Origin of the sequence: Chloracidobacterium sp. D (genome assembly GCF_018304685.1) — a bacterium.
Taxonomy (GTDB): domain Bacteria; phylum Acidobacteriota; class Blastocatellia; order Chloracidobacteriales; family Chloracidobacteriaceae; genus Chloracidobacterium; species Chloracidobacterium thermophilum.
Genome location: NZ_CP072634.1, coordinates 197336 through 209078 on the forward strand (window position 1 = coordinate 197336; position 11743 = coordinate 209078).

The 11743-nt window shown below is 61.7% G+C and carries 9 protein-coding genes; 2 read left to right on the forward strand and 7 right to left on the reverse strand.

Annotated features, from left to right (window positions below):
- The first annotated feature begins 398 nt into the window (after positions 1 to 398).
- Positions 399 to 1379, forward strand: coding sequence for a MerR family transcriptional regulator (locus J8C01_RS00825; RefSeq protein ID WP_211432068.1), 981 nt, complete (start codon positions 399 to 401; stop codon positions 1377 to 1379).
- A gap of 57 nt (positions 1380 to 1436) precedes the next feature.
- Here J8C01_RS00825 and cmr6 read toward each other — a convergent pair whose 3' ends face one another.
- Genes cmr6 through cmr1 form a run of 7 tightly spaced genes read right to left on the reverse strand, consistent with a single transcriptional unit; the run spans position 1437 to position 9272 of the window.
- The gene (gene cmr6, locus J8C01_RS00830) at positions 1437 to 2579 is read right to left on the reverse strand and encodes a type III-B CRISPR module RAMP protein Cmr6 (RefSeq protein ID WP_211432069.1); all 1143 of its coding nucleotides are present in this window, start codon (positions 2577 to 2579) and stop codon (positions 1437 to 1439) included.
- Between the two features lie 17 nt (positions 2580 to 2596).
- Complete coding sequence (locus J8C01_RS00835; RefSeq protein ID WP_211432070.1) at positions 2597 to 2965, reverse strand: type III-B CRISPR module-associated protein Cmr5; 369 nt, start codon at positions 2963 to 2965, stop codon at positions 2597 to 2599.
- A gap of 4 nt (positions 2966 to 2969) precedes the next feature.
- Complete coding sequence (locus tag J8C01_RS00840) at positions 2970 to 4028, reverse strand: putative CRISPR-associated protein (RefSeq protein ID WP_211432071.1); 1059 nt, start codon at positions 4026 to 4028, stop codon at positions 2970 to 2972.
- Positions 4029 to 4060: 32 nt separating this feature from the next.
- Positions 4061 to 4915 carry a type III-B CRISPR module RAMP protein Cmr4 gene (cmr4, locus tag J8C01_RS00845; RefSeq protein ID WP_211432072.1) on the reverse strand — a complete coding sequence of 285 codons (855 nt, stop codon included), beginning with the start codon at positions 4913 to 4915 and terminating at the stop codon, positions 4061 to 4063.
- A gap of 12 nt (positions 4916 to 4927) precedes the next feature.
- Positions 4928 to 6121: a type III-B CRISPR module-associated Cmr3 family protein gene (locus J8C01_RS00850; protein ID WP_211432073.1), complete on the reverse strand. Its 1194-nt coding sequence runs from the start codon at positions 6119 to 6121 to the stop codon at positions 4928 to 4930.
- A complete protein-coding gene (gene cas10, locus J8C01_RS00855; protein ID WP_211432074.1) occupies positions 6118 to 7905 on the reverse strand; it encodes a type III-B CRISPR-associated protein Cas10/Cmr2 in 1788 nt (595 codons plus the stop codon). Before cas10 ends, J8C01_RS00850 begins: the two co-directional genes overlap by 4 nt.
- Positions 7902 to 9272, reverse strand: coding sequence for a type III-B CRISPR module RAMP protein Cmr1 (gene cmr1, locus J8C01_RS00860; RefSeq protein ID WP_211432075.1), 1371 nt, complete (start codon positions 9270 to 9272; stop codon positions 7902 to 7904). Before cmr1 ends, cas10 begins: the two co-directional genes overlap by 4 nt.
- A 428-nt stretch (positions 9273 to 9700) precedes the next feature.
- On the opposite strand from cmr1, the gene J8C01_RS00865 reads away from it, so the two are divergent.
- The gene (locus J8C01_RS00865; RefSeq protein ID WP_014098688.1) at positions 9701 to 11740 is read left to right on the forward strand and encodes a tetratricopeptide repeat protein; all 2040 of its coding nucleotides are present in this window, start codon (positions 9701 to 9703) and stop codon (positions 11738 to 11740) included.
- The last annotated feature ends 3 nt before the right edge of the window (positions 11741 to 11743 follow it).

Genomic DNA, 11743 nt, shown 5'->3' on the forward strand with positions numbered 1-11743 from the left:
AGTTTTGACGCGCACCGCAACCCCCCAAGCGTCAAGAGACTTGAAAACTCCCCCCGGAGTCGTCGTTCCAAGCCTCCAAACAAGAGCGATGCGCGCCAAGCTCGCAAATACCTCTGAGCGCCGGGCCGTGTCACCGTTGCACGGCAGTGTTTGGGTCGCTCACAGACGGAAAGATATGGAAAACGCTCAAAGCGGTCAAGTCAATTTGTAAGACTTTTTCCGAGGGCTTGGCTGCCGGTTCGGACTGTCTGGCTCAAGTGGCGTGAAATCAAGATTTTGTAAGTTTGCTGGAGAAGTTGGGGTGACTTGACCAAATGCCTTCGATGGCTGTAGAGTAGGCGCGTTCCCGGTTGGAAACGTTCAAAACGTTCACTCTTGTCGGAATTGGGAAACCCGGCGTGCCGCGTTCAAAACACACCATCCAGCCTGTCACCGCCCCACAACAGACCTATTCCACCGCCGAGGTGGCCCGGATGTGGGCCGTCAGTGAGTCCTCGGTCAAACGTTGGAGCGACAGCGGTGCTCTGGCCTGTATTCGGACACCAGGCGGGCACCGGCGCTTTACCCTGCAGGCGTTGCTGGATTTTCAGCGGGCCGGTGGTGTGCTGCGGCACAGCGGTCGAGCCAGCACAGCACCTGGGCAGGGCGACGAGGTGGCAGCAACAGATGCCACGTCACTGGAGGAGGCGTTGGCGGCGCGCGACTGGGCGGCACTTCAGGCGCGGTACTACGAGGTGGCAGTGGCGGGTGACGAACTGGCCGGCGTGGCATTGTTGGAGCGGGCTTACCGGAGCGGGATACCGGTGGTGGCGTTGAAAGAGCACGTGTTGACGCCGGTGCTGCACCTGATTGGCGAGCGGTGGCGGCGAGGGGAACTCAATATCTGGGAAGAACACCTGGCGTCGCAGGTGACACTGGCGGCGACCGAGCATCTGCACCGGCAACTGCCGCGCGCGCCGTTCAACGGGCGGCTGGCACTGTGTGGTTGCCCGGAGGGCGACCTGCACGAAATTGCCCTGCATCTGGTGGTGGAACTGCTGGAAGTGGAAGGGTGGCGGGTGCTGTCGCTCGGGCCGAACACGCCGTTGTTTTCGTTTGCCGATGCCGTCCGGCGGTTTTCACCCCAACTCGTGTGTATTTCGGCGACGATTGTGCACGATCTGGAGCGGCTGCGACGCGACTACGGAGACTTTTACCATACGGCGCGGCAGCACGGAGCGCGGATTGTCATTGGCGGCGCGGCGTTTGCCGATCCGCAGGTGCGGGAAATTTTCATTCACGACTACCAGGCGGCAGGACTGACGGATTTTCTCGACTACCTGCGGCGTGAATTCCCCACATCGGATGTCAAACCCGACCAACTGCGAAAAGCCCGGTGAAAGCCAACGGGCTGGCCGTCCCCGGCAGACAACCGGGGCACACCGCGGTAAGGTTTCTCACTTGGATTTGCCTTTGGGTTTATCCGTCGGTGGTTTGCGCGTGAACGTGTAGTTTCCCTGGTTGACGTTGGCAATCCAGACCTCAATGGTTTCCCCGATGGGAATGTCTGGCGGTGGCTCACCTGCAAATTGACCAAGCAGGTCGTCGTCTGTCTTAAACTTGATTTTCCCTTTGCCGCTGGGGTCTTCCACACGTGTCACCGTGACTTTGTCGTGCTTCCGGTAGCGAGGTGTGGGAGGCCCTCCCGTGGTTGTCTGTGCTGGTTGGTTGCCGGGCCGGAGCAGGCGGCCATAGCCGGCACTGGTTTTGCCGCCGACACCCCACTCCTGAAGCGCATCCACCAGGAGCGATTCCGCCAGTTCAGTCCAGTCTGCCGGGCCGGAAAGTGCAAACAGAAAGTGCGTACCGGGGCGTACCGTGAGAAATGAAACCGGATTGGGGCTGCTGTAGTCATTTGGCCAGTGCTGCCCCAAGTCATCGTAGTAGGGTTTCTGGTGGACGGTCAGCACATCCAGCGCGAAGGGTTTGTCGTCCTGGGCGTTCCGCGGCACGTAAAGCGCATCGTGAAAACTAACAAGCCCGGCCACCGCCCCGGCATCAAAGCCGTGTTTACGAAACAGATCGTCTTCATCGGCATCCGGCGCGCCAAAAAGCGCCCGGTACACAGCTCCTGGACCGCGTTTGATGCGCTTGCCCTGCCAGAGCACACCTTGATACTCGGCGCGTGTTTGTTCTTCGCCGGTTTGTTCCCAGGGCCAGCAGTGGGGATCACTCGGACCAAAAACAGCCGAGACATAGTGGGCAAGCAGCCCTTTGAGGGCCGAGCCGGGAATGACCGGCACGCCCCAGGTGTGGTGCACCGTCAGGCCGACATCTGTAGCGCTGGTGTTGCCATGACCAATGAGCAGGCGGCTGACCAGCTTCAGCTCGAAGGTACGGTCGCCGGGGGCTGAAAAGCTGGCTTTCCACCGCGCGTAGCTTCGAGCGTAGTCAGCAGCAATGGCCATGTCGGCAATCTGCCCAAGCCACTTGGCCCGCTCGCTGTCGGGGACTTTGCCGTCTTTCCCGACTGGCGCCCAAACTTCGTATGCCAGCCCAAAGTGATCAGGAACCTGCTTGTTTGGTAGGATTTGACGCATGGCAAAGCTCCCGCTGCCTATTCAAAAGTTGCCTGGACGGCGCGTTTGAGCCACATCGCCACATGGAGCATGTCACGGGTTGCGATCATGTAGGCGTCGGCGTCGAGTTCGCGCACCCGGCGGGCAAGGTCTTCAGCCTTAACGTTTTCGAGACCAATGACCGCTGCCCCGGCAACGTGTTCGAGCAGCAGCGTCCCTTGCTTGCCAAGCCGCTGCACGGCGGCAATGGCCGCACACAAGCCACTGCGCAGGATGTTGGCACCGAAGTCGTTCACCGCAATTTTGTAGTCTTTCTGGGCATCCTTCGGCACTTGGCCGACGACGGTGTAGGCGTAGAGCGCCCGTTGCTGATCCCGAAACAGCCGTTTTTCAGCGGTTGCTGCCATAGGCTTACCTCACGATGTTGCGCCGGATGTATTCCGCCACGAGTGTGCACTGTTCGCGTCCCTTGGCCGTGGTCTCGACCCGTAGTGGCAGTGGTGGATCATCCCCAAAGCACACTCCCAGTACACCGGCAGCTTCATCCAGCACATGCACCCTGCGATGGCTTCGCGCCTGGTCGTCGTACCGCACCCGTTCAACACATGTGAGCGCACAGAGGCGCTGGACCACCTTCTCCCAGCCCGCCGGGCGATGGTGCGCCACGTCTGAGACTTCATTCTTATCTTTGGGCAGGCGCTCACTGTTCGGCGGCCAGGTCGGCGGTTTGGTGCCTTGCCGTGCCTTGGCCGCTTTGAAAAGCAGGTTGCCGGCTGCGGAGAGGTAGGTGTTGCCGTCTTCTGCTTCTTCGACCAGCGCACGCAACGCCGGGGTAACTTTCAGACGCAACTCAACTTCATGGCTTGGGCGCGGCACGTCGTCAATCCACTCGAAAAAATGCTGGTGGGCCGTAACGAAGTCGGTGTCCCAAGTCAACGGCAGTTGGGGGAGACGTACGAGTTCGCGGTGAAGCTCGTGCATGTACACGACTTCAGTGCCAAGCAAAGCTCCTACAAGGTTGAGAAAGGCAATTTCGGCTTTGAAACCACCTGTGGCGCACAGGATGGGTATCTGGCGTTGGGCGCGGGCCTTTTCGATGGCACGAATGGCCTCATTGACCAGTGACTTGAGTCCGGCCGTGAAGCGGTCAGCGCCATAGCCCAGCCCGGCAATGGTTTGCACGCCAGTTGTGACATTCTGGGAGGTGTAGAAGTCCCAGAGCACCCTGGTACAAAAACGCCCTTCGTCGGTCAGTGAGCCAAACAGGACGAGTTCATCCCCCTCGTCAATCTCCAGGGCGCGAAGCGTGTTGGTTTCCGCGCTGGCCCTGGCGAGATCGGCCTGGCGAAGCCAGGCGATCACCGCGTCGTGAGGAGGCAGTGGGTTTCCGGGCTGCCAGCCGCTCCACGGACGTTCATCCCGGTTGGTAAGCAACGAAGTTCCAACACTGCAAATGATGGTTCGGGACATGGCAGAGTGCTTTGTGGAGAAGTGAAAGGGTTTCAGTTTGTTGCCAGGTTGACATTAACCGGGATGATCCGGCACCGCCCACGTCCGATGGTTGCCTTGCCGCCGAACTGAAGGATGGTTTCTTTTGGTAGCGCAAAGTCCAACACGGCATCGGGCGTCATTTCCGTTTCCGGCCGCCGACTGCGGTCGGCAGCCAACAGTCCAATCAGCAGCGTCTCCGGCGGCAGGCTTTCCTCAAGCCAGAGCGCGCCCTGCGCAACAGTTCGCGTGGCGTCATCCAGACGTACCCGCGCATCCACCTGCGTGGCGGTTTCCCAGAGGAAGGTCAGCGTGTCGTCGTCCACAACGACGAAGCGGCAGGTGAACAGGTCGTCTTCGAGCGCGGCCAGGGCGGCCAACCGTTGCGCCCAGGTTTTTACGTCGGCGGAGGATTCGGCCGGCAGGTCAATGTCTTCCAGGTACAGCCGTTTCTGATACACGCAAACGTTTTCCGAAGCAACCTGCGCGCTCCGACCCGCCATGTGCGGCACCGGAAGCTCAGACGCCACCAGATCACGTTTGGCGAGTCTGAGCAGCAGCGGCGAGCTGACCCAGGTAAATGTCCCGCGAAAGCTGCGTACCGGGAGCGCCAGCAAGCGGGCATCGCCAACGATGAGCGCGCCAGCGTGGGCCGCCGGGTCGTCAGAAGGGCCAAAGACGGCTTCGGTGCGCTCATAGTCCACTTGCCGACACGCATCCCGCAGGACGCCTTTGATGGATGAACCGGGCACAATCGGTATGCCGGTGGCTTTCATCCGGGCAATGGGCAGGTCAATCACGTCGGCTGCATGGCCGGTGCCGGCGTGCAGCGGAGAGAGGGCATGCAGGAGAAACGGTCTGGTCTTCATACCTGAGCCTCGCTATGGCGTGGGCTGTGTGGTGTTTGGAGTTTTGGGCGTGGGATGCCAGATGCCGGGCACAACCCGGCCAAAGCCTTCTTCCGTGCGCGCACCAAGTGCCGCCAGCCACAGGGAACGGGCGTGGGCCGCGTCAAAGGGCTGTTCGTCAACCCGCTCGAAGAAATAGACAGCTCCGGGAGCGACCATACGCGCCGTTGGTTTGGGCGCACCCTTGCCGCTGTGGGCCGCTCGGTTCCAGCCCGATACGTGAAGTGGCCGTGGCACAAAGGCCGCCCGGAGCACAAGGTCATGGGGAAGGCCGGGCAAGCGCCCGACGTACTGACCATCGTGTTGTTCAAAACCATCTGGGAGCCAGCCGCGTGCGAAGGCAAGCGGCGTAACGGCAATGATGCGCAGTCCCCGGCTGCCTGCCTGGAAGGTTTCAAGCAGGCGCGCCGGCGGCGCAAACAGGGTTTCAGGCAAGGTCTCGATGCGCACAAGCCGCGAATCCGAGCCAAGGGTGGCTACCGCATCCACTGCGCCGCCCGGCAGTGTGACTTCGACGCCGATGGCCCACTCTGCATGAAGCTCCAAAGTTTCAAGCACATCGTGCGAAAACAGCAGGCCGTCATCGGTGGTGAGCGTTTCGGGACGGATACCGACGCGCGTCTGCACGCGCCGGGCCGTGGCCGGAAAGGGCTTTTGGGCGGAAACCGGCTGTCCCGTCAGCCAGGCCACGAAATCATCCTGCCGCCACCACCGTGGCGATGGAAGCGGCTTGCCGGCTTCGTCCAGCGCCGGACGCCACAGGCTTTCCCGTGCCGTATCATCATCCCGGCCAAGGGTTGGCGCCCGGCTTGGAATTGGTTGCAGTGGAAAGACTTCGCGGCGTCCTTCAAGCCAGAGCGCATCCAGCGGAGCAGTCCAGACCAGATGGGTCGTGTTCCAGTCGGTATCCGGTGGACGCCGGAGCGTCAGCATCCGCCCCAGTTGCACGGCTGCTGTCTCTTCCAGCCACGTTCTATGGTCGAAAAGCTTCCCGGAGACGGCTTCTGCTGTTCTTCCCCACGCTGTACGCAGGGCGCCCAGGATGGTCGAAGGCCACGGCCAGTCAAGCCCATGCCCACGACCGGAAGCGCTCGTGTACCAGCCGCGTCCGTCCTTGCAAAACAGCCCATCGCGCGGCAGCAGGGCGAGGTAGGTGTAGGTCGTCATGCCGATACCTCGTTCGCCTTTGAACGGCCTTGTTTCCGGGGAAGGGCCCGCGCAAAGGTGCGGGCAACCAGCAACCGCTCGACCCACTCACGAACGCAGGCATGAAGGGTCGGGTAATCAGTGGCGTGGTCAAGTTGCAAACCGACATCTTCCGGTGCAAGCCCGCCCTCTTCGGTACGCGCCAGCGCCCAGCGCACTTCTGCCGCCAGAACCCCTGACCAGCTATCCGGTGTGCCCTGGACGGGCTTGGGAAGCCGCTCCAACAGGTTGGCAATTTCGTAAACCTTGCGCGATGAAAGCCGTTGGGCGAGCAGTTCCGTTGCCTTGTGCAGAAGGGAAGCCGGCCCGTCATCCCAGCCTGCCCGCCAGGCGTACGTGTTGCCGGAGCGCTTTTCCGCAATGACAGCCAAGGCATTGCGGATGTCCTTGGCCAGCCGCTCGGCGCGGCGTCCAAGCGCCAGTAAGTCACCCAAACTCTCCAAAAGGTGCCCGACGCCAAGCCCAATCGAGAGTGTGGGGCGCGAAGCAATGTTGGTACCTGCCGAAGCCATGGCTGTGGCAAAACAGTTGCGGAGGTCTTCTGCACAGGCCAGGGCTTCGGGCAGCGGCAGAAACGCCAGAACGTCATCGCCGCCGGCATAGACCAGCACGCCCCGGTGTTGTTGTTCGACAATCTGGCGCGCCTGCTGGGCAAATCCGGCCAGCGCGCAGGAAAACGCCCGGTGGTCGGCCGCCGAAGTCAGGCTGCTGATGGCCCGGCCCATGTGGTCTCCATCGGCGACCAGGCAGGCCACGTAGGGATATGGCTCGCCGACCTTCCGAAGCACCGGGCTTACATACTGGCTGCCCCAGACGTTCGGGTAGCCAGGAAGGCCCTGCTCTTCAAAGACCGTTTTCCAGCGGTTGGGGAAAAACACACTGGCGTCAAAGGGAAATGGCGCCGCGCACGGCAGGTCGCGCCGCGATACGCGGGCAAGGCCAATCTCCCTGCAGCCTTCTCTGAGCGCGTCAAGCTCGGTTTTTGCACATTGATCGGCACACGCGATCCAGGAAGCCAGAGCAATGTTGACCACAGATACAAACTGGTCTGGCTCTCCGCCAGCGCGTTTGACAAGGCCAACCGCATCGAGCTGCTCGCCGTCCGTAATCCGATACTTGTGAACCAGCTCGGAACGGCGTTGCTCTGGTGGCGCCAGTACGGTTTCCCGTCCCCCGTCCAGGCTTGACTTGGGAACGTTGCCGCGCTGATGGCGCCAGGCAGAAAAATCGCGGAGCAGCTTGCGGCCGGCAACGGCCTGCTCAAGCTGCCGGCGGGTGGTGGCATAGTCGCCAAGCGGCAACCAGCTCGCCGTGAATTCGAGCAGCGTTTCGATCTGCTCGTTCCACAGGTCATCTGTCAGGTTTGGCGTCAGGAGTTTGGCACACTTGGCTTTGACGGGTGCGGCAAGGTCGTCCCGCCAAAAACACATCACCGCCTCGCGCACAGTGCGCGCCAGAGCTTCCGGGTCAGTCCCGGAAGGCACCTCGGCCAGCAGTTTGTTGGGAATGTTCTGGGGCGGCTTTCCGTTTGGCCGAAGCGGGGCCAGGCAGGGAGCAAGTTCGGGGTCGTTTTTTGCCAGCGCCGGAAAAATGAGCTGGGCGTCGCCGCCCACCAGCGCACGGGCCGCTGCGCGTCCCAGCTCGGAAAGCATGTGGCTTCCGTACCAGAGGTCGCGCGTGCGTCGCGCCTGGGCAATGAAGTCCTGGACAGGGCCAAGCGTCACCAGAAGCAGGTGGGCGGTCATGGCGCTACTACCGTTGTTTGGTGTTTCGCGCGAAGCCAGTCAAAAAACGCCTCACGCAAGCTTTGTTTGCCGTCAAGGACGGAAAACTGCGGTGTGTCGCCCGGAGCAACGAGCTGATCAAAGGGGGCGGCACTGTTTGCCACACTGCGCAGGAAGACTTCTCCCGGCGGGTACGCCCGGTTGAGCCACAGGACACATGGGACAAATTGACCATTGGCAAGCGGCAGGGCTTTGACGATCAGAGGGCTGGCGAGGCGGTCATACTCTTCTTTGTCTCCCTGTTGGCGACGCCAGCGCAGCTCAAAGCCATCCGGTTCGTCATAGTGTTTCCCATTGCGCCCCTGCTTTTGGAACTGTCCGATGATGGGCAGCCCGAAGCCGGCGCGCGGCCAGACAGGAGTCCGATTGTGCCGAGGTCGGTGGCTTTGAGTCTTCCCAGTGAGATGCCGCACCTTGTCGGCTTCGGGCCAGTTGGAAATGGATGGGCGGTTAGGTTGTGTCTTGCCAGTGCCCGGCTCACGCGCACGTTGGCCCGGCGGGCCATCTGTGCCCTGCCGGAAGCGCCTGAGCCAGTCAAGGGCAGTTGTCCAAGCCTTCTCGGCTTCTGGCACTGCTTTTCCGATGTGAAGCGTAGCGCCGGCCAGCCAAGGGACATCCGTTGGGCTTTTGCCCGGTGCAGCAAAGATGTCCCGCCCGAAAAGGGAGCGGAACGCTTCCCTAAGCCCTTTTCCCTGGTCTTCTTCCTTGTCTGGCATTTTGGGAAGCCATTTGTCGGCTGCTTCGATGAGTTTGAAGCTGCCCAGTCCACGGCGCGTACGGCTGCCATAGCCGCCGAAAAGAAGCCAGGCACGCAGGGTAGCCCGGATTTCCGCTTCATAACGCGCTGGGACGCGCAGCGTCAGGCAAAACCGTGTTCCGGGCCGGCGGCGGGGAGCGGTTGCCAGACCCTTCTTTTTGTCTTCACGCGCCGGCCAGAGCGCATAGGCCCCGACCGTTGCCTTGGCTTCTTTGGAGTCGTAAAGCTGAATGTCGGTGGTATCAACCTGTCCGGGGTGCGTGACGTGAACGCATAGCTCGACCGCCGAGCGGCCGCCGTGCTCGTCAGCCGCCCGCCCCCAGCGTTCGCTTTCGTCCTTATACAATGCGGTTGGGCAGTCATACTGGTGGGCATACAGCGCGCGCCACCAGAGCCGCAGGTGCCCGCGTATGGTGGCAGCCCGAATGATGTCAACCGCGTCAATGGTGCGGGTTTGCGGGCTGCCGCCCAAGATGGGTGTGACGACCTCGATCGGAAGGGCTATTTCGGCAGCATCCGGTGGTCGCCTGAGTTTGAGCAGACTGGCGTATGTCGGAGCCTTGTTTTCCATCGTCGGCCCTGGTTGATGGCGGCTTGGGTAACTTGAAAGGACAGTCCAAGCGGACCACAAAAGAAGCCTCCGCCCCTTCCGGCCAGCACGCCTGACGGCTGCTTTTCAGGTTGAAACCGTTATGTTTTCGGGCTTTTTCTGCCAGAATAGCATGGCTTTCTGCACCCCGCATCACGCTTTTTCGTTCAGGAAAAACATCTTTTGCCGTGGGCAACACCTCCGCTGCCATCCTCTGCGGGTGTCCAGCCGTCACCAGCCAGTGGGCGAAAGCCGGGGGCGCATCGGGCAGAGTGCTCTGTCGGAGATTGCTGCCGTCATTTCCATGTGGCGACAAGTTCGGTTAGATTTACGGACTGCAACCGCGCCTCGCCGGAGGCGTATGATGAGTTCCAGGCTTCTCCCTGCGCACATTTTGGAGTTTCACCGCCATGTCAGCTTCACGCCTTGCCCTATTGCTTTCAGGCTGCTGTCTCACGGTCGGTTCCCTTGCGGCCCCGGCGTTTTCCCAGCAATCACCCAAGCCACGGGTCGAGAAGCCCCAGCCTGCCGCCTCAACCTCAGCTCCGGCACCGGCCAAAGTGTCCCGTGAGCAGCGCATCCAGGCCTACGAAAAGTTCCTTCAGGCGCGACGCTACATTGCCCAGGCCGACCCGCTCAACGCCATTGCTGCCTTCAAGGAAGTGCTGACGCTCGATCCCACGGCTGCCGCGGCCCACGTCGAGTTGGGCAATCTGTATCTGGAAGGACGCAACCTGCGGGATGCCGAATATCACGCCCGCCAGGCCGTGGCGCTCGATCCCGAAGATGCCATGGCCCACTGGCTGCTCGGACGGGTGCTCTTTTCCCAGTCCATCGGCGCAGCACTCAACCGTGAAAAGGCTCGCGAAGCCGTTGCCGCCTTTGAAACTGTTGCCAAACTGGACGCCCTCAACCTTGAGGTGTACCGCTTGCTCGGCCGGCTCTACCGCGATTTGAACGATACTGAAAACGCCCTCTCCGCCTATGCCAAACTCATCGGTGCCAATCAGGGCGGGCCGGAAGAGTTTGCCGCCGCCACTGAGCTGTATCTCCGCAAGCGACGTTACCGGGATGCCGCCAACACGGCCCGCCAGGCCTACATCCTGAGCGGTGAAAATCCCCAGTGGGGCTACCAGCTTTCACAGGCCCTGCTGTATGCCGGCCAAACCGCCGAGGCCATTGATGTTCTCAAGGAACTGCTTGAAGAAAACGGCAACAACCTGCGGCTCATCCTCAGCTATGCCGAAGCCCTCATGCGCGGCGGACGCTACGCTGAAGCCGAACAGCAGGTGCAGCGCATTCTCTCCGAACGCCCCAACCATCCTGAAGCCCTCTCCATTCTGGCCCAGGTGCAACGGCGCAGCGGGCGGCGCGAAGAAGCCGTCAAAACGCTCCGCCAGGCGCTGGCCGGACAGGACGTGACGGAGACGCTCGCCCAGCAGTACGCCCTGGCTGAAACCCTTGTGGAGTTGGGGCGGACTGAAGAAGCCGTGGCCGCTTACGAATCAGCCCTGCGCAGTGTCTCCAATCCCGACAACACGGTGAGCGAAAGCCAGCGGGAGCGCGCGGAACTCATCCTGATGCGGATTGCCAGCGCCTACAAGGCGGCCGGAAAAGTCGAGCAGGAACTGGCTACTTACGACCGCATGCGCCGCCTGCTCGGCAGTGAAAGCACCCTGGCCGACCTGCTGCTCATTGAGTCGTTGCGCAATGAAGGGAAACACGAAGAAGCTCTCAAGGCAGCTCGCGCCGCCCGGCAGCGCTTTCCCAACGAGCGCCAGTTTGTGTACCTCGAAGCCCAAGTGCTGGCCCGCCTGGGACAGGTTGACCAGGCCCTGAAAGAGTTGTCCAAGGTTGCCGAAGAGACCGACGACGCCGGCGAAGTCGCCCAGATGAAAGCCATCGTGCTCAGCGACGCCAACCGCTTCGAGGATGCCGAACGCCTGGCGCGCCAGGCCGTGCGCTACGACGAGAAAAACATCGCTTACCTTGTCACCCTCAGCTCCATCCTCGAACGCCGCAAGCAGTATGCCGAATCTGAACAACTGCTGCGCACCGTGCTGGCACTCGACCCGGACAACCCCACCGCCCTCAACAACCTGGGCTACTTCCTCGCCGAGCGCAACGAGCGCCTCGATGAGGCCCTGGCCCTTGTCCAGCGGGCAGTCAACATCGAGCCGACGAACAGCTCCTTTCTCGACAGCCTGGGCTGGGTTTATTTCAAACAAAACCGCCTCGACCTGGCCCGGCAGTACATCGAGCAGGCCCTCAGCTACGACCGGCGCAACGCGACCCTCAACGATCACATGGGGGATGTACTGGAGCGCCTGGGCGATCTGGAAGGTGCCCGGCGGTACTGGAAAATCGCCCGCAGCCTGGCCACCGACCCGGAGGACATCAACCGGATTGACGCCAAACTGCAACGCGGACAAACGGCTGAAACCCAGTAAACC

Bases quoted from the DNA above. Each gene is read 5' to 3' on its own strand.
- cmr6 (WP_211432069.1), bottom strand. From the start codon at position 2,579: ATGCGTCAAATCCTACCAAACAAGCAGGTTCCTGATCACTTTGGGCTG.
- J8C01_RS00835 (WP_211432070.1), bottom strand. From the start codon at position 2,965: ATGGCAGCAACCGCTGAAAAACGGCTGTTTCGGGATCAGCAACGGGCG.
- J8C01_RS00840 (WP_211432071.1), bottom strand. From the start codon at position 4,028: ATGTCCCGAACCATCATTTGCAGTGTTGGAACTTCGTTGCTTACCAAC.
- cmr4 (WP_211432072.1), bottom strand. From the start codon at position 4,915: ATGAAGACCAGACCGTTTCTCCTGCATGCCCTCTCTCCGCTGCACGCC.
- J8C01_RS00850 (WP_211432073.1), bottom strand. From the start codon at position 6,121: ATGACGACCTACACCTACCTCGCCCTGCTGCCGCGCGATGGGCTGTTT.
- cas10 (WP_211432074.1), bottom strand. From the start codon at position 7,905: ATGACCGCCCACCTGCTTCTGGTGACGCTTGGCCCTGTCCAGGACTTC.
- cmr1 (WP_211432075.1), bottom strand. From the start codon at position 9,272: ATGGAAAACAAGGCTCCGACATACGCCAGTCTGCTCAAACTCAGGCGA.
- J8C01_RS00865 (WP_014098688.1), top strand. From the start codon at position 9,701: ATGTCAGCTTCACGCCTTGCCCTATTGCTTTCAGGCTGCTGTCTCACG.